Source organism: Streptomyces sp. NPDC055239 (assembly GCF_053606205.1).
The window spans coordinates 51009-71212 of sequence record NZ_JBSGRD010000021.1 but is presented as its reverse complement, the minus strand read 5'-3'; the positions used below and the strand labels follow the sequence as shown (position 1 = coordinate 71212).

General features: G+C 71.8%; 1 protein-coding gene. It reads left to right on the top strand.

Annotated elements, in window-relative coordinates:
• Nucleotides 1-20: 20 nt before the first annotated feature.
• Nucleotides 21-20162, top strand: a complete 20142-nt coding sequence (locus tag ACWFRJ_RS41705; protein WP_453543797.1) for a type I polyketide synthase — start codon at nucleotides 21-23, stop codon at nucleotides 20160-20162.
• Nucleotides 20163-20204 lie beyond the last annotated feature (42 nt).

The following is a 20204-nucleotide window of genomic DNA, read 5'->3' as shown; positions in this document are numbered from 1 at the left end:
CACCTGAAGGGTCCCAAGACATGTCCAACGAGGAGAAGTACCTCGACTACCTCCGCCGAGCCTCCGTGGACCTCCAGGAGGCGCGCGGCAAGCTGCGCGAGGCCGAGGATCGCGAGGCCGAGCCGATCGCGATCGTCGGCATGGGCTGCCGGTTCCCCGGGGGCGTCCGGTCGCCGGAGGACCTGTGGCGTCTTCTCCAGGACGGCGAGGACGCCGTATCCGAGTTCCCCACCAACCGTGGCTGGGACCTGGAAGCGCTCTTCGACGACGACCCCGACCGCCAGGGCACCTGCTACACGCGTGAGGGCGCCTTCATCCACGACGTGCCGGACTTCGACCCGGCGTTCTTCGGTATCTCGCCGCGCGAGGCCGCCGCGATGGACCCGCAGCAGCGGCTGCTCCTCGAAACCTCCTGGGAGGCGTTCGAGCGGGCGGGCATCGACCCGCACGCGCTCCGCGGCAGCAAGTCGGGCGTTTTCGTCGGCACCAACGGCCAGGACTACTTGGCACGCCTGCTGACCGGAGCGCCGGACGGCTACGAGGGCTACCTCGGCACCGGAAACGCGGCGAGCGTCATCTCCGGCCGGCTTTCCTACACCTTCGGTTTCGAAGGCCCCGCGCTGACGATCGACACCGCATGCTCGTCGTCCCTTGTCGCCATGCACCTCGCGGTGCACGCACTGCGGCACGGCGAGTGCCCGATCGCCCTCGCGGGCGGCGTCACCGTGATGTCGACGCCGGGCGTGTTCATCGACTTCAGCCGCCAGCGCGGCCTGGCCACGGACGGCCGCGTCAAGGCGTTCGCCGATGCCGCCGACGGCACCGGCTGGGGCGAGGGCGTCGGCCTGCTCGTGCTCGAGCGCCTCTCGGACGCGGAGCGCAACGGACACCCCGTCCTCGCGGTGATCCGTGGCTCGGCGGTGAACCAGGACGGCGCGTCGAACGGTCTGACCGCGCCGAACGGCCCTTCCCAGCAGCGCGTGATCCGCCAGGCCCTGGCGAGCGCACGGCTCTCCGCGGCGCAGGTGGACGCGGTCGAGGCGCACGGTACGGGTACGAAGCTTGGTGACCCGATCGAGGCGCAGGCGCTCCTCACGGCCTACGGCCAGGACCGGCCCGCCGACCGGCCGCTGTGGCTCGGCTCGATCAAGTCGAACATCGGTCACACGCAGGCCGCCGCCGGAGTCGCCGGTGTCATCAAGATGGTCATGGCGATGCGGCAGGGCGTGCTGCCGAAGACGCTGCATGTGGATGAGCCGTCGACGCACGTGGACTGGTCCGCCGGTGCGGTGCAGCTGCTGACCGAGTCGCGTCCGTGGCCGGAGACCGGCCAGCCGTGGCGGGCGGGCGTGTCGTCGTTCGGTGTGAGTGGCACGAACGCGCACGTCATCGTCGAGCAGGCTCCGGTGGTGGAGCAGCAGGAGGCTCCGGCACCAGTAGGTGATGGCGGCCTTGTGCCGTGGGTGTTGTCGGCGCGGAGTGCCGAGGCGCTGCGGGAGCAGGCCGTACGGCTCAAGTCCTTTGTGGACGAGGCGTCGGATCTGCCGGTGGCGGACGTGGGCCGTGCGCTGGTGTCGTCGCGGGCGGTGCTCGAGCACCGTGCGGTGGTGGTGGCCGGTGAGCGGTCGGAGTTCCTGGCCGCCTTGTCGGACGTGGCGGAGGGCCGCTCGACGGGCGCCGCGGTCACGGGGCTTGCCGACGCTCCCGGTCGGCTGGGTTTCCTGTTCTCGGGTCAGGGTTCGCAGCGGCTGGGCATGGGGCGTGAGTTGTCCGCCCGTTTCCCGGTCTTCGCCGAGGCTCTGGACGCCGTGCTTGCGGAGTTCGGGCCTGAGGTCCGTGAGGTGTTGTTCGGTGAGGATGCCGACGCCCTGAACGAGACCGGGGTGACGCAGCCTGCGCTGTTCGCGGTCGAGGTGGCGTTGTTCCGCCTGCTTGAGTCGTGGGGTGTGCAGCCCGATGCCCTGGCCGGTCACTCGATCGGTGAGCTGGCAGCGGCTCACGTGGCTGGTGTGTGGTCGCTGGCGGATGCCGTGAAGGTGGTGTCGGCGCGAGGTGCGCTGATGCAGGCGCTGCCGTCCGGTGGTGCGATGGTCGCGATCCAGGCGTCCGAGGCCGAGGTCGCCGCGGATCTGCCGGAGACGGTGGGCATCGCTGCGGTGAACGGCCCGAACTCGGTGGTCATATCGGGTGTCGCCGCTGATGCGGAGGCGGTTGCGGAGCGGTGGCGTGGGGCCGGGCGGAAGGTGTCTCGCCTGAAGGTCAGTCACGCCTTCCACTCGCCGTTGATGGAGCCGATGCTGGACGAGTTCCGCCAGGTCCTTGAAGGCGTTTCGTACGAGGCGCCGGCGCTCCCGATCGTGTCGACGCTGACCGGCGTCCGCGCGTCCGCCGAGGAGTTGTCGTCGCCGGAGTACTGGGTGCGGCACGTGCGCGAGTCGGTGCGGTTCGCCGACGCCGTGAGCACACTCGTTGACGACGATGTGACGACGTTCGTCGAGGTCGGCCCGGGCGGCACACTGTCCGCCCTTGGCCAGCAGTCTGCGCCGGAGGCCGGGTTCGTGCCGGTGCTGCGCAACGACCGCCCGGAGGCGGTGGCCGCCACGACCGCCGCAGGCCAGCTCCATGTGCGCGGCGTCCGAGTGGACTGGGAGGCGTTCTTCGCCGGTCGCGGCGCGCGGCGGGTGGATCTGCCGACGTACGCCTTCCAGCGTGAGCGCTACTGGCTGGACGCTGTCCCCGTCGACATGGATGTCGAGCGTCTTTCGCCGGTGGAGGCGAAGTTCTGGGGCGTTGTGGAGGACGGTGATATTGCCGATCTCGCTCGTACGTTGGATGTGGCGTCGGATGCTCCGTTGAGTGCGGTGTTGCCGAGGCTTTCTGCGTGGCGTAAGGAGCAGCAGGGCCGTTCGACTGTTGATGGTTGGCGGTATGGGGTCGAGTGGCGGTCGGTGGAGGCTGGGTCTGGGCGTCTGGAGGGTGCCTGGCTGGTTGTCGCGCCGACTGGCGAGGACCGTGCGGAGTGGGTTCGTGAGGCGCTGGTCCGCAATGGTGCGGACGTGCGTGTCGTGGAGGTGGACCCGGCATCGGTTGACTGGGCGGAGCAGCTGGCCGATGTGTCGGCTCTGAGCGGTGTGGTTTCGCTGCTGGGACTCGCGGATGCGGGTGATTCAACCGTGCCTGTGGGTGTGGCGGCCACGGTTGGTCTGTTGCAGGCGCTCGGTGAGTCGGATGTGCCGTTGTGGTGCGTGACGTCGGGTGCGGTGTCGGCGGGTGCGGATGATGTGGTTGCCGGGTTCGAGCAGTCGATGGTGTGGGGTCTTGGCCGGGTGGCCGCGCTGGAGCAGTCGGCCCGCTGGGGCGGCCTGATCGATCTGCCCGAAGCACAGGACGAGACGACCGGAGACCTTCTCGCATCCGTCCTCGCGGAACCGAACGGCGAGGACCAACTCGCCCTGCGCGGCAACGGGATCCTCGGCCGCAGGCTGGTGCCCGCGCCGATGAACACGGACACCCCCGGCGCAGGCTGGACGCCGCGCGGCACGGTACTGGTGACCGGTGGACTCGGTGCCCTGGGTGGTCACGTGTCGCGCTGGCTGGCTGGGCACGGAGCCGAGCACGTCGTCCTGGTGAGCCGTCGCGGACAGGCCGCTGATGGAGCCGCGGAGTTGGAGTCCGAGCTCGTCGATCTCGGCGCGCGCGTGACGTTCGCCGCCTGCGACATGACGGACAGGGAGTCCGTCGCCGAACTCCTTGAGAGCATTCCGTCGCTCACTGCGGTGGTGCATGCGGCGGGTGTTGAGCGTTCTGGTGTTCTTGCGGATCTTGATCCGGCTGATCTGGGTGGGTTCGCCGAGGTGTTGTCGGCGAAGGCGGATGGCGCGCGGAATCTGCATGAGCTGCTGGGGGAGCGGCAGTTGGATGCGTTTGTGCTGTTCTCCTCCATTGCCGGTGTGTGGGGCAGTGGTGGGCAGGGTGCGTATGCGGCGGCCAATGCCTATCTGGATTCGCTTGCTGAGCACCGTCGGGCGGCGGGTCTGCCGGCGACGGCGGTGGCGTGGGGTCCGTGGGGTGGCGGCGGCATGGTCGCGGGGGCCGGTCGGGATGCGGCGGCGCAGTTGAAGCGTCGCGGGCTGCCGACGATGGCTCCGGCGGTGGCGATCGCGGGCCTGGCCACGGCCCTTGAGCACGGCGACGGGAATGTCGTCGTGGCTGATGTGGATTGGGAGCGGTTCGCGGGTACGTTCATGGCGCAGCGGCCGAGTGCGTTGCTGGGTGAGCTGCCGCAGGTGCGGGCTGCGTTCGAGGCGACGTCGGCGAACAGTGGGATGTCGGAGCTGGCGCAGCGCCTGGCCGGTCTGGACGTAGCGGAGCAGGAGCGGCAGCTCACGGAGCTGGTCCGCTATGAGGCGGCCGCGGTGCTGGGCCATGTATCGGGTGACGCCTTCTCCGCGTCTCGTGCGTTTCGGGAGCTGGGTTTTGACTCGCTGACGGCGGTGGAGCTGCGGGCCCGGCTGAGTGAGGCCACTGGTGTCGCGCTGCCCGCCACGCTGGTCTACGACTACCCCAACGCCGCCGTACTGGCCGCCTACCTGCGCACCGAACTCTCCGGCGTCGTCCCCACCGCCTCCACGTCCGTGGCCGTGTCGAGCGCTACCGACGAGCCGATCGCGATCGTGGCGATGACGTGCCGCTTCCCGGGTGGTGTGTCGAGCCCGGAGGACCTGTGGGACGTAGTCCTGTCGGGTGGGGACGCGGTGTCGGAGTTCCCGACCGATCGTGGTTGGGACCTGGAGGCGTTGTACGACCCCGACCCGGATGGAGTGGGGACCTCGTATTCGCGTTCGGGCGCGTTCCTGGAGGACGTGGGCGCGTTCGACCCGGCGTTCTTCGGTATCTCGCCGCGTGAGGCCCTTGCGATGGACCCCCAGCAGCGACTGCTCCTGGAAACCTCCTGGGAGGCGTTCGAGCGGGCCGGTATCGACCCGAACTCGCTGCGCGGTGAGCGCGTCGGCGTGTTCGTGGGATCGAACATGCAGGACTACGGCTGGGTGCTCGGCGCGGCTGCCGACGACATGGGCGGCTACGTGGCGACCGGCAACGCCGCCAGCGTGGCCTCCGGACGCCTGTCGTACACCTTCGGTCTTGAGGGACCTGCGGTGACGGTGGACACGGCGTGCTCCTCGTCGCTGGTCGCCCTGCACCTGGCGGTGCAGGCGCTGCAGCGGGGTGAGTGCGAACTTGCCCTCGCGGGTGGTGTGACGGTGATGTCCACGCCCACCTCGTTCGTCGAGTTCAGCCGCCAGCGCGGGCTCGCTGTGGACGGCCGGTGCAAGGCGTTCGCGGCCGGCGCTGACGGCACCGGTTGGGGTGAGGGCGTCGGCATGCTGTTCGTCGAGCGCCTTTCGGACGCTCAGCGCAACGGACACCAAGTCCTCGCCGTCGTGAAGGGATCCGCCGTCAACCAGGATGGCGCGTCCAATGGCCTGACCGCGCCGAACGGTCCCTCGCAGCAGCGGGTGATCCGCCAGGCGCTCGCGAGTGCGGGCCTCACGTCGTCCGATGTCGATGTGGTCGAGGCGCACGGCACGGGCACCAAGCTGGGCGACCCGATCGAGGCCCAGGCGCTCCTCGCCACCTACGGCCAGGACAGGCCCGCCGACCGGCCGCTGTGGCTCGGCTCGATCAAGTCGAACCTCGGTCACACGCAGGCCGCCGCGGGCGTGGCAGGCGTGATCAAGATGGTCATGGCGATGCGACACGGCGTACTGCCCAAGACCCTGCACGTGGACGAGCCGTCGCCCCACGTCGACTGGTCCGCAGGTGCGGTGGAACTGCTCACTGACGAGCGTGAGTGGCCCGCAGCGGACCGGCCGTGGCGGGCGGGTGTGTCGTCGTTCGGATTCAGCGGCACCAACGCGCACACCATCATCGAGCAGGCTCCCGCGATCGAGCAGGAGGAAGCTCCTGCGCCGGTACGTGACAGCGGCCTTGTGCCGTGGGTGCTTTCGGCGCGGAGTGCTGAGGCGCTGCGCGAGCAGGCGGCACGGCTCAAGTCCTTCGCGGACGCGACTCCCGAGCTGACCGTGGCGGACGTGGGCCGTGCACTGGTGTCCTCGCGTGCGGTGCTCGAGCACCGCGCCGTGGTGGTCGGTGCGGACCGGTCGGAGCTGCTGACCGCTCTGGAGGCTGTGGCCGAGGGCCGGACGACCGGCGCGGTGGTCGCAGGGGCGGCCGATGAGCCCGGCCGGTTGGGATTCCTCTTCTCGGGTCAGGGTTCGCAGCGGCTCGGCATGGGTCGTGAACTTGCCGCCCGTTTCCCGGTGTTCGCTGAGGCCCTGGATGAGGTTCTTGGCGCGTTCGACCCGCTGGTGCGTGAGGTGTTGTTCGGTGAGGATGCCGACGCGCTGAACGAGACGGGGGTGACGCAGCCCGCGCTGTTCGCGGTCGAGGTGGCGCTCTTCCGTCTCCTCGAGTCGTGGGGTGTGCGCCCCGACATGCTGGCGGGCCACTCGATCGGCGAGTTGGCAGCGGCCCACGTGGCTGGTGTCTGGTCGCTTACCGACGCCGTCAAGGTGGTGTCGGCGCGGGGTGCGCTGATGCAGGCGCTGCCGTCCGGTGGCGCGATGGTCGCGATTCAGGCGTCCGAAGACGAGGTCGCCGCGGATCTGCCGGAGACCGTGGGCATTGCTGCGGTCAACGGCCCCACCTCAGTGGTCGTTTCCGGTGTCGACATCGACGTGGAGACGGTCGCGGAGCGCTGGCGCGAGGCAGGCCGGAAGGTGACTCGCCTGAAGGTCAGCCACGCGTTCCACTCGCCGCTCATGGAGCCGATGCTCGACGACTTCCGTCAGGCGCTGGAAGAGGTGTCCTACGAGGAGCCCGCGCTTCCGATCGTGTCGACGCTGACCGGTGAGCGGGCTACGGCCGATGAGCTGACGTCGCCGGAGTACTGGGTGCGGCACGTGCGCGAGTCGGTGCGGTTCGCCGACGCCGTGACCACGCTCGTCGCCGAGGGCGTGGGCACGTTCATTGAGGTCGGCCCGGGCGGGACGCTGTCCGCCCTGGGCCAGCAGTCGGCTCCGGAGGCCGGGTTCGTGCCGGTCCTGCGCAACGACCGCCCGGAGGCGGTGGCCGCTACGACCGCCGCAGGCCAACTCCACGTGCGCGGTGTGCGGGTGGACTGGGACGTGTTCTTCGCCGGTCACCGTGCACGGTGGGCGGACCTGCCGACGTACGCCTTCCAGCGCGAGCGCTTCTGGCCCGACGTACAGCCGATCATCGGAAACGTCGCGGCGGCCGGGCTCGGTGCCGCAGAGCACCCGCTCCTCGGCGCCACCGTCACCCTCGGCGGCACGGACGGCGTGCTGCTGACCGGCCGGCTGTCGGTCCAGACCCACCCGTGGCTGGCCGATCACGAGATCTTGGGCTCGGTGCTGCTGCCCGGTACGGCGTTCGTCGAGCTGGCGGTGCGGGCGGGTGACCAGGTCGGGTGCGACCTGGTGGAGGAGTTGACGCTGGAGGCGCCGCTCGTCCTGCCCGAGAACGGGTCCGTGCGGGTGCAGGTGTGGGTCGGCGCCGAGGACTCGTCCGGCAGGCGCGAGCTGAGCTTCCACTCCAGCCCCGGTGACACCGACGACGGCCGTTCGTGGACCCGCCACGCCACCGGCGTGCTGGGGGCGGCAGATCGCTCCGTCGGGGCCTCGCTGGTCGAGTGGCCGCCCGCAGGCGCGGAGGCCGTGGACCTGGACGGCTACTACGACCGCATGGTCGCGGGCGGCTTCGGCTACGGACCGGCGTTCCAGGGTCTGCGTTCGGCCTGGCGCAGCGGGGACGAGATGTTCGCCGAGGTCGAGCTGCCGGACGGTGTGAAGGCTGACGGTTTTGGCCTGCACCCGGCGCTGCTGGACGCGACGCTGCAAGCCATCGGCCTTATGGGCGAGGCCGACGCTCCCGGCAAGCTGCCGTTCGCATGGTCGGGCGTGCGACTGCATGCCTCGGGTGCGACGGCGCTGCGGGTCCGACTGGCACCTACCGGTGCTGACGGAGTGGCGCTGACGGTCGCTGACGGCTCCGGTGCTCCGGTGGCCACGGTCGACTCGCTGGTGCTGCGCCCGGCCGCACCGGTCCAGGGCGCCGGTGACGACCGGGATGACGCGCTGTTCGGCGTCGACTGGGTGTCGGTACCCCTGTCCCACAGCGACGTACCGGCAGATGTACCGACGGTCGAGTGGACCGACCTGGAGGCGCTCGCGGACGCGGCGGAACTGCCTGACTTCGCCGTTCTGCCGTGCCCGGTCACTTCCGGGTCCGATCCGGTGGCCGGTGCGCACGAGGCGGCGCACTGGGCGCTGAACACGGTCCAGTCCTGGCTCAATGACGAGCGGTTCGACGCATCGCGTCTGGTCATCGCGACCAATGGCGCGATCGGCGCCACCGACGATGACGACGTACGAGATGTCGCTCAGGCAGCGGTGTGGGGCCTGGTGCGCTCCGCCCAGTCGGAGAACCCGGACCGGATCGTGCTGGTCGACCTCGATGAGGAGACGGCCTCGCTGGACGTGCTGACGTCGGCGCTGGCCACGGGTGAGCCGCAGTTGGCGGTGCGTGCGGGTGCTGTCAGTGCGCCGCGCCTGGCCAGGGCCCGCCGGTCCGTGGTGGACGAGCCGGGCTTTGGTTCGGGTGCGGTGCTGCTCACCGGCGCGACCGGCACGCTCGGCGGCCTCGTCGCCCGGCACTTGGTGGCCGAGCGGGGCGTGCGCAACCTGCTGCTGGTGAGCAGGCGCGGTGCCACCGCCGAGGGCGCGGAAGAGCTGCGCGCCGAACTGGTCGCGCAGGGCGCCGAGGTGACGTACGCGGCCTGCGACGTGGCCGACCGCGAGTCCCTCCAGGCTCTCCTTGCCGAGCACGAGATCTCCGCAGTCGTCCACACGGCGGGCGTGCTGGACGACGGCACCATCGGCTCCCTCACCCCCGAGCGGATCGACGGGGTGTTCCGCCCCAAGGTCGACGCGGCCTGGCACCTCCACGACCTGACCCGCGACCTGGAACTGTCCGCGTTCGTGCTGTTCTCGTCCGCCGCCGGTGTGTTCGGTGGCGCGGGGCAGGGCAACTACGCGGCGGCGAACGCGTTCCTGGACGGGCTCGCCCAGCACCGCCGCGCGGCCGGTCTCGCCGCGACCTCGCTCGCCTGGGGCCTGTGGGCCTCGGGCGGCGGCATGGCGGGCAGCCTCGACGAGGCCGACGTACGGCGGATCACCAGCGGCGGCGCGATCCCGATCGACGCGGCCCAGGGTCTTGCGCTGTTCGACGCGGCGACCTCCACGGGGCGCGCGCTCCTCGCGCCGGTTCCCCTGGACCTGTCGGTGCTGCAGAAGCAGGCCCGCTCCCATCCCGTACCGCACCTCCTGCGCGGCCTGGTGCGCGGCACCGCGCGCAGGACCGTCGACCCCGCCGCAGCCAGGACCGCCCTCGCGCAGTCCCTTGCCGGCATGACCGAGGCCGAGCGCGAGAAGGCACTGCTCGACCTCGTCCGTACCACCGCCGCCGCTGTGCTCGGCCACAGCTCGGCGCATGCCGTCGCACCCGGCCGCGCCTTCCAGGAACTGGGCTTCGACTCGCTCAGCTCCGTCGAACTGCGCAACCACCTCAACGCGGCCACCGAGCTGCGCCTGCCCGCCACGCTGGTCTTCGACCACCCGAACCCGGCCGCTCTCGCCGCGTTCATCGGCACCGAAATCGCGGGCGTGCCCGTCGTCGTGGCGCCCACCCGCAAGACCGGCGCCGTGACCGACGAGCCGATCGCGATCGTCGGCATGAGCTGCCGCTACCCCGGAGGGGTCGAATCGCCCGAGGACCTGTGGCGACTCGTCCTCAACGGTGACGACGCCATCAGCGAGTTCCCCGTCAACCGCGGCTGGGACCTGGACGCGCTGTACAACCCGGACCCCGAGCACATCGGGACCTCGTACACCCGCGAGGGCGGCTTCCTGCACGACGCCGACCTGTTCGACCCGACGTTCTTCGGGATCTCGCCCCGCGAGGCCCTCGCGATGGACCCGCAGCAGCGACTGCTCCTGGAGACCTCCTGGGAGGCCTTCGAGCGCGCCGGTATCGCCCCGGAGACGGCGCGGGGCAGCGCGACCGGCGTGTTCGCGGGTGTGATGTACCACGACTACGTGGCCCGGCTGCGTTCCGTCTCGGAGGACGTCGAGGGCTACCTCGGCACCGGCGGGGCAGGCAGCGTCGCCTCCGGCCGCGTCGCCTACGCACTGGGCCTTGAGGGTCCGGCCGTCACCGTCGACACCGCGTGCTCCTCGTCCCTCGTGGCCCTGCACTGGGCCATCCAGGCGCTGCGCCAGGGGGAGTGCTCGATGGCGCTCGCCGGTGGCGTCGCCGTGATGGCCACCGCCAGCACGTTCGTCGACTTCAGCCGCCAGCGCGGCCTGTCCGCCGACGGCCGCTGCAAGTCGTTCTCCGACGACGCCGACGGGACCGGCTGGGGCGAGGGCGTCGGCATGCTCCTCGTGGAGAGGCTCTCGGACGCCCGCCGCAACGGACACCCCGTCCTTGCCGTCATCCGTGGTTCCGCGGTGAACCAGGACGGTGCGTCCAACGGTCTCACCGCGCCCAACGGCCCGTCGCAGCAGCGCGTCATGCGACAGGCGCTCGCGAGCGCGGGCCTGACCCCGTCCGACGTGGACGCGGTCGAGGCGCACGGCACCGGCACCACACTCGGTGACCCCATCGAGGCCCAGGCCCTCCTTGCCACCTACGGCCAGGACCGCACCGGCGAGCCCCTGTGGCTCGGCTCGATCAAGTCGAACATCGGCCACACGCAGGCCGCCGCAGGTGTCGCGGGTGTGATCAAGATGGTCATGGCGATGCGGGAAGGTGTGCTGCCGCAGTCCCTGCACGTCGGCGAGCCCTCAACGAACGTGGACTGGTCCGCGGGCGACGTCGAGCTCCTGACCGAGGCGCAGCCGTGGCCGGAGACCGGCCGCCTGCGCCGGGCCGCTGTGTCGTCGTTCGGCGTGAGCGGGACGAACGCGCACACCATCATCGAGCACGTGCCGAGCGAGGACCGCCGTCCGGCCCCGGCCAGCGGCGCCCCGGTCGGCGGCGCTCCGACCGACGGCGTCCTGCCGTGGGTGCTGTCCGCACGGAGCCCGGAGGCGCTGCGCGAGCAGGCGATCCGGCTGCGCGAGCACGTCACGGGCGAGCAGATCGCGGGAGAGTACGTCACGAACCAGCCGGGAGCGGGTGCGCTTGACGTCGGCTACTCGTTGGCGACGACGCGATCGGCCTTCGACCACAGGGCCGTTGTCGTGGGCGACGATCGCGCGACGCTCCTCGACGGGCTCACCGCACTGGCCGAGGGACGGCCGTTCCCCGGACTGGTCGCCGGGTCCGTCGCCGTGGGCGGTGTGGGCTTCCTGTTCTCGGGTCAGGGTTCGCAGCGGCTGGGCATGGGCCGCGAACTGGCTGCCCGTTTCCCGGTGTTCGCCGCGGCCCTGGACGAGGTCCTTGGCGCGTTCGACCCGCAGGTGCGTGAGGTGTTGTTCGGTGAGGATGCCGACGCTCTGAACGAGACCGGGGTGACGCAGCCCGCGCTGTTCGCAGTCGAGGTGGCGCTGTTCCGTCTCCTCGAGTCGTGGGGTGTGCGCCCCGACATGCTGGCGGGCCACTCGATCGGCGAGTTGGCAGCGGCCCACGTGGCTGGTGTCTGGTCGCTTACCGACGCCGTGAAGGTGGTGTCGGCGCGGGGTGCGCTGATGCAGGCGCTGCCGTCCGGTGGCGCGATGGTCGCGATTCAGGCGTCCGAAGACGAGGTCGCCGCGGATCTGCCGGAGACCGTCGGTATCGCTGCGGTCAACGGCCCCACCTCGGTGGTCGTCTCAGGCATCACCGCTGACGTGGAGACGGTTGCCGAGCGGTGGCGCGAGGCGGGCCGCAAGGTCACCCGCCTCCGCGTGAGCCACGCGTTCCACTCCCCGCTCATGGAGCCGATGCTCGACGAGTTCCGCCAGGTCCTTGAGGGCGTCTCGTACGAGGCTCCCGCGCTCCCGATCGTGTCGACGCTGACCGGCGTCCGCGCGTCCGCCGAGGAGCTGACCTCGCCGGAGTACTGGGTGCGGCACGTGCGTGAGTCCGTGCGGTTCGCCGACGCCGTCGGCACGCTCGTGGACGAGGGCATGGCGACCTTCGTCGAGATCGGCCCGGGCGGGACGCTCTCCGCCCTTGGCCAGGATTCGGCTCCGGAGGCCGGGTTCGTGCCGGTGCTGCGCAACGACCGCCCGGAGGAGCCCGCGCTGGTCTCCGCTGTGGCCCAACTGGGCACGTGGGGCGCACGGGTGGACTGGGAAGCCTTCTTCGCCGGTCGCGGCGCACACCGCGTCGACCTGCCCACGTACGCGTTCCAGCACCAGAGCTACTGGCTGGACGCCGGGGTGTCGGCAGGAGACCTGGACGCCGCGGGGCTCGGCTCGGCCGGTCACCCGCTGCTCGGCGCGTTCGTCGACACGGCAGACTCGGACGGGCAGATCTTCACCGGCCGGTTGTCGGTGGCGACCCACCCGTGGCTGGCCGATCACGTGATCCAGGGCTCGATCCTGCTGCCCGGCACGGCGTTCCTCGAGCTTGCGGTGCGCGCCGGTGATCAGGTCGGGTGCGACCTGGTGGAGGAGCTGACGCTTGAGGCGCCGTTGGTGGTGCCCGAGCGCGGTGGCGTACGGGTGCAGGTGCAGGTCGGCGTGTTGGACGAGTCCGGTCGGCGTGCGGTGACGGTGCACGCGCGGGACGACGGCGGTGACCTGTGGGTGCGGCATGCGAGCGGTGCGCTCGTGAGCAGCACCGAGGTGCCGTCGGCCGACGTCGGCGCCTGGCCGCCGGCCGGGGCCGAGGCCGTGGACCTCGACGGTCTCTACGACCGTATGGCCGACGGCGGTTTCGGCTACGGACCGGTGTTCCAGGGTCTGCGGGCCGCGTGGCGCAAGGGCGACGAGGTGTTCGCCGAGGTCGCGCTTCCGGACGGTGCGGGGGTGGACGGCTTCGGTCTCCATCCGGCGCTCCTCGACGCCTCGCTGCACGCCATCGGCCTGATGGGCGAGGCGGACGGTCCCGGCAAGCTGCCGTTCTCGTGGTCGGGTGTACGACTGCACGCCTCGGGCGCGACGGTACTGCGGGTGCGGTTGGCGCCCGCCGGGGCGGACGGGGTGTCGTTGGCGGTCGCTGACGGCTCCGGCGCTCCGGTGGCCACGATCGAGTCGCTGGTACTGCGGCCGGTGACGGCGGCGACGCTGTCGCGGCAGGGCCTGGATTCGCTGTTCCGCCTGGACTGGGTGCCCGCCGCCGTGTCGGCAGGGAACGCCGGTCCGGTGGCGGAGTTCGCGGACTGGGCGGCCGTGCGATCGGCCCTCGACGCGGGCGAGTCGCTGACGGAGAACGTCGTGGTGCGGTGCGCGGACTCCGACGACGTGGACGGCGTACGCGCTCGGACGCTGAGTGCCCTTGAGCTGGTGCAGGGCTGGCTGGCCGATGACCGGTGCCTGGCGTCGCGACTGGTCCTCGTGACACGTGGCGCTGTCGCCGTGGGTGCCGAGGACGACGTGGCGGACCTGGCGTCGGCCGCGGTGTGGGGTCTGGTGCGGTCCGCCCAGTTGGAGGACCCGGATCGCTTCGTCCTCGTAGATGTCGACGACGAGGACGGCTGGCGGCCGGCGCTCGCGACCGGCGAACCCCAGGCCGTCGTGCGGGACGGGCGGGTGTTCGTGGCCCGTCTGGCGCGGGTGCGACCGGAAGTGGCCGAGACCGAACCGGCGTTCGGCCCCGACAGCTCGGTCCTGGTGACCGGCGCGTCGGGCGCGCTCGGCAGTCTCGTCGCCCGGCACCTCGTCGGCAGCCACGGCGTCGGACGTCTGGTACTGGCGAGCAGGCGCGGGGCGACGGCGGAAGGCGCCGATGAACTGCGTGCCGAACTGCTCGCGCAGGGCGCCGACGTGACGTTCGCGGCGTGCGACGTCGCGGACCGGGACGCGCTGGCCGCGCTCCTCGCCGAGCACCCCGTGACCGCCGTCGTGCACACCGCCGGTGTGCTCGACGACGCCACCATCGGCTCGCTGACCCCGGACCAGGTCGACACCGTGTTCCGGCCCAAGGTCGACGCGGCGAACCACCTGCACGAACTGACCCGCGACCTGAACCTGGACCTGACGGCGTTCGTGCTGTTCTCCTCGGTGGCGGGCACCCTGGGCGCGACCGGTCAGGGCAACTACTCGGCGGCCAACGCGTTCCTCGACGGCCTTGCCCGGCGCAGGCGCGCCCAGGGCCTGCCCGCGACCTCCCTCGCCTGGGGCCTGTGGGCCGACGGCATGGGCGCCAAGGTGGCACAGTCCGCCTCGACCGGCCTGTCCGCCGAGGAGGGCGTCGCGCTGTTCGACGCCGCGGTCTTCGGGACCGACCCGGTCGTCGTACCGATGCGGCTCGACCTGCGGGCCGTACGGGAACTACCGGCGATACCACCGGTGTTCAGCGGCCTGGTGCGCACGACGACCCGCAGGGCGGCGGAGAGCGGAGGCGACCCCGCAGCGGCGCTCCGCGACCGCCTCGCGTCGCTGGCCGACGACGAACGCGAGCGGGTGCTCCTCGACCTCGTCCGCACCCAGGCCTCCGCGGTGCTCGGCCACGCCGGTCCCGAGGCGGTCTCGCTCGGCCAGGCATTCACCGAGCTGGGCTTCGACTCGCTGACCGCCGTCGACCTGCGCAACCGGCTCAACCTGGCCACGGGCCTGCGACTGCCCGCCACGCTGGTCTTCGACTACCCGACCCCGGCGGCACTCGCCGGGTTCATCGGCACGGAGTTCGCGGGCGCCCCCGTAGCCGCGGCACCCACCACCATGGTGGTCGCCCCGACCGACGAGCCGATCGCGATCGTCGGAATGAGCTGCCGCTACCCCGGTGGAGTCCGCACGCCGGAAGACCTGTGGCGACTGGTCTTCGACGGCGCCGACGGCATCACGCCTTTCCCGACCGAGCGCGGCTGGGACATGGAGGCCCTCTACGATCCGTCCGGCGAAAGGGACGGCAGCTCCTACACGCGTGAGGGCGGCTTCCTGCACGACGCCGACCTGTTCGACCCGACGTTCTTCGGGATCTCGCCCCGCGAGGCGCTTGCCATGGACCCGCAGCAGCGGTTGCTCCTGGAGACCTCCTGGGAGGCCTTCGAGCGCGCCGGCATCGACCCCAGGTCGCTGCGTGGCAGCTCGACCGGCGTGTTCGCGGGCATCATGTACCACGACTACGCCTCCCAGCTGCACGGCGTGTCGAAGAGCAGCGAGGGCTTCCTCGGTACGGGCAACGCGGGCAGCGTGGCATCCGGCCGCGTGTCCTACACGTTCGGCCTCGAAGGCCCCGCGATGACCGTGGACACGGCGTGCTCGTCGTCGCTCGTCGCGCTGCACCTGGCGGCGCAGGCACTGCGGTCGGGGGAGTGCTCGCTCGCGCTCGCGGGCGGCGCCACCGTCATGGCGACGCCCGGCGCGTTCGTCGACTTCAGCCGCCAGCAGGGCCTGTCCGCCGACGGCCGGTGCAAGTCGTTCTCCGCCGATGCCGACGGCACCGGCTGGGGCGAGGGCGTCGGCATGCTCGTACTGGAACGTCTCTCGGACGCCCGGAGCAACGGCCACCCGGTGCTCGCGGTGGTCAGTGGCTCGGCGATCAACCAGGACGGCGCGTCCAACGGACTCACCGCTCCGAACGGTCCTTCGCAGCAGCGGGTCATCCGCCAGGCGCTTGCGAGCGCGGGCCTGAACCCGTCCGACGTGGACGCGGTCGAGGCACACGGCACCGGCACCACCCTCGGCGACCCGATCGAGGCACAGGCGCTGCTCGCCACCTACGGGCGGGACCGTGTCGGTGAGCCCCTCCGGCTGGGCTCGCTGAAGTCCAACATCGGCCACACCCAGGCCGCCGCGGGCGTGGGCGGCGTCATCAAGACGGTGATGTCGCTGCGGCACGGCGTACTGCCGAAGACGCTGCACGTCGGCGAGCCCTCGCCGCACATCGACTGGTCCGCGGGCGCCGTGGAACTGCTGACCGAGGCCATGCCGTGGCCTGAGGCGGACAGGCCCCGACGGGCGGGAGTGTCCTCCTTCGGCTTCAGCGGCACCAACGCGCACGTCATCATCGAGTCCCCGTCGGACGTCGACATGCCGCAGGCCTCCGAGACCCCCGAGGCACCGGCCGGTCCGTGGCTCCTTTCAGGCCGCACCGAGAGCGCCCTGCGCGACCAAGTGGCCCGACTGCGCGACCACTTGACCGCGAGGCCCGACGCCGACCCGACGGAGGTCGCCCGCGCGCTCGCGACCTCGCGGTCCGGGTTCGAGCACCGACTCGCCGTCGTCGGCCGTGACGTGGCCGACCTGACGGCCGGGCTCACCGACGCCGTCGAGGGGCGGCCTGGCAGCGGAGTCGTACAGGGTGTCACCGATGAGCACCGGGTCGGTTTCCTGTTCTCGGGTCAGGGTTCGCAGCGGCTCGGCATGGGGCGCGAACTCGCTGCCCGTTTCCCGGTGTTCGCCGCGGCCCTGGACGAGGTCCTTGGCGCGTTTGACCCGCGGGTGCGTGAGGTGTTGTTCGGTGAGGATGCCGACGCACTGAACGAGACCGGGGTGACCCAGCCCGCGCTGTTCGCGGTCGAGGTCGCGCTGTTCCGCCTCCTCGAGTCGTGGAACATCCGGCCGGACGTGCTGGCAGGCCACTCGATCGGCGAGTTGGCCGCCGCGCACCTCTCCGGTGTCTGGTCGCTGGCCGACGCCGTGAAGGTGGTGTCGGCGCGCGGTGCGCTGATGCAGGCGCTCCCCGAGGGCGGCGCCATGGTGGCGATCCAGGCGACCGAAGACGAGGTCGCCGCGGATCTCCCGGAGAGCGTCGGTGTCGCCGCGGTCAACGGCCCCACCTCGGTGGTCGTCTCAGGGATCACCGCTGATGTCGAGGCGGTCGCCGAGCGGTGGCGCGAGGCGGGCCGGAAGGTGTCTCGCCTGAAGGTCAGCCACGCGTTCCACTCGCCGCTCATGGAGCCGATGCTCGACGACTTCCGCCGGGTACTGGACGAGGTGTCCTACGCGGCACCCACCATCCCGATCGTGTCCACACTGACGGGCAGTTCCGCCTCCGCCCAGGAGCTGGGTTCGGCCGAGTACTGGGTGCGGCACGTGCGCGAGTCCGTGCGGTTCGCCGACGCCGTGGCCGACATGGGCGCGGACGTCCTCGTCGAGATCGGCCCCGGTGGCGTCCTTTCGGCCCTCGGGCAGGAGTCCCTGCCGGACGCGGCCTTCGTACCGGTGCTGCGCGGCGACCGTGCGGAGGGCGGCGCCGTCATGACGGCGCTCGCCGAACTCCACGTGCGAGGCGTGCACGTCGACTGGGCCGCGTACTTCGAGGGCAGCGGCTACGGCGTCGAGCTGCCGACGTACGCCTTCCAGTACCAGCGGTTCTGGCCCGACACGAGCGTGCGGCCCGCCACCGACGCGAGCGGCCTCGGGCTCGGATCCGCCGACCACCCGCTGCTCGGCACCGCGGTCGCGCTGGCGGACGAGGACACCGTCCTGTTCACGGGCAGGCTGTCGCTGCGGACGCATCCGTGGCTCGCCGAGCACGAGATCATGGGGTCGGTCCTGCTGCCCGGCACGGCGTTCGTCGAGCTTGCGGTACGCGCTGGTGACCAGGTCGGTTGCACCTCGGTGGAGGAGCTGACCCTTGAGACGCCGCTGGTGCTTCCCGAGCACGGCGGTGTGCAGGTCCAGGTACGGGTCGGCGCGCCGGACGCGTCAGGACGGCGCCCGGTCGCGGTCCACGCCAGGGACGAGCGCGGCGACCTGCCGTGGGCCCGGCACGCGAGCGGTTTCCTCGCCGGTGACGGCGGTGCTCCCGCCGACCTCGGCGAATGGCCGCCGACGGGCGCGGAGACCGTGGACCTCGACGGTTTCTACGACGGAATGGCTGACGGCGGCTTCGCCTACGGTCCGGTGTTCCAGGGCCTGAGGTCGGTGTGGCGCAAGGGCGACGAGGTGTTCGCCGAGGTCGCACTGCCGCAGGACACCGCTGTCGCCGGGTTCGGCGTGCACCCGGCACTCCTCGACGCGGTGCTGCACACGGTGGCGTTCGGCGTGCTGCCCCCGGTCGAGCACGGACGGCTGCCGTTCGCGTGGACGGGGGTACGTCTGCACGCCGAGGGCGCGACGACGCTGCGGGTGCGGGTGAGCGCGGTCGGACCTGACGCGGTGGCCCTGGCCGTCGCCGACGGCTCCGGCGCCCCGGTCGCGACCGTGGACTCGCTGGTCCTTCGCGCGGTGTCGCCGGGTTCGCTGGAGACGGCACGCGGGCACGAGTCGCTGTTCCGGCTCGACTGGGTGGCCGCTGCGGTGGCGTCCGGAAGTGCCGGTTCGGTGGCGGAGTTCGCGGACTGGGGCGCCGTGCGATCGGCGCTCGACGCGGGCGAGTCGCTGCCGGAGAACGTGGTGGTGAGGTGCGCGCGGTCCGGTGACGCGGACACGGACGCGGGCGTGGTGCGCCGTCAGGTGCACACCGCGCTCGAACTGGTGCAGGGCTGGCTGGCCGACGACCGCTGCGAGGCGTCGCGTCTCGTGCTCGTGACCAGCGGCGCCGTGGCGGTGGGCGCCGAGGGCGATGTCGAGGACCTGGCATCGGCCGCGGTGTGGGGTCTGCTGCGGACGGCGCAGGCGGAGAACCCGGACCGCTTCGTCCTGGTGGACGTCGACGACGAGGACAGCTGGAAGCCGGCTGTCGTGGGCGCGGAACCCGAGCTGGCCGTACGCGCCGGCGAGACGTTCGTGCCGAGGCTCGTACGGGCCCGTCCCGCAGTGGAGGAGGGGGCGGGCTTCGGTTCTGGTCCTGTCCTCGTGACCGGTGCGAGCGGGATGCTCGGCGGCCTCGTGGCGCGGCAACTGGTCGTACGACACGGGGTGCGACAGCTGGTGCTCGCCAGCAGGCGCGGGCAAGTAGGCTCATTGCGCGGTGAGTTGGAGGCGCTGGGCGCTGAAGTCGTCCCCGCCGCTTGTGACGTGGCGGACCGCGACGCGGTGGCGGCGCTGCTCGCCGAGCACCCCGTGACGGCCGTCGTGCACGTGGCGGGTGTCCTGGACGACGGTGTGATCGGGTCGCAGACGCCTGAGCGGATCGACACGGTGTTCCGGCCGAAGGTCGACGCTGCGCTGAATCTGCACGAGCTCACCCGGGACCTGGACCTCTCCGCGTTCGTGCTGTTCTCGTCCGCGGCGGGCACGCTGGGCAACCCCGGCCAGGCCAACTACTCCGCGGCCAACGCGTTCCTCGACGCGCTCGCCCAGCACCGGCGAGCGCAGGGCCTGCCCGCGACCTCGCTGGCGTGGGGCCTGTGGGCCGGGGACGACGGCATGGGCGCCCGGATGGCCGAGGGCGGCGCCGCGGGCCTGTCCGCCGATGAGGGCATGGAGCTGTTCGACGCGGCGGCACTGGGCGATGCCCCCGTCGTCGTACCGATGCGGCTCGACCTGCGGGCCGTACGGGAACTCCCGGTGATACCGCCGGTGTTCAGCGGCCTTGTGCGCACGACGGCTCGCAGGGCGGCGGACACCGGGGTCGACCCCGCCGCCGCGCTGCGGGACCGGCTCGCGGCGCTGCCGCCGTCCGAGCGGACGTCCGCCCTGATGGACGTGGTGTGCACGCACGTCGCGGCCGTCCTCGCGCTCCCCGGCGCCGGAGCGGTCGACGAGCGGCGCGCGTTCACCGAGCTCGGCTTCGACTCGCTGACCGCGGTCGAGCTGCGCAACCGCCTCGGCGCCGCCACCGGCCTGCGCCTGCCCGCCACCGCGATCTTCGACTACCCGACCGCGCTCGACCTGGTCGGCCACATCGAGGACGCGCTCGTCATCGACGAACCCGACGGGGTGGCACCGCTGCTCGCCGAGCTGAGCCGCATCGAGGCGGGCCTCGCCTCGATCAAGCCCGGCGACGACGAGGGCGACCGGGTCGGCGCCCGTCTTTCGGCGCTCCTCGCCGTGTGGCGCGACAGCCGTGCCGACGCCGCCGCGCAGGAGTCCGACGACCTGGAAGCCGCAACGGACGACGAGGTGTTCGACCTGCTCGGCAAGGAGTTCGGCATCTCCTGACCCGCCCGCTCCCCCCGGCCACCGACTTGCACGAACACTCCC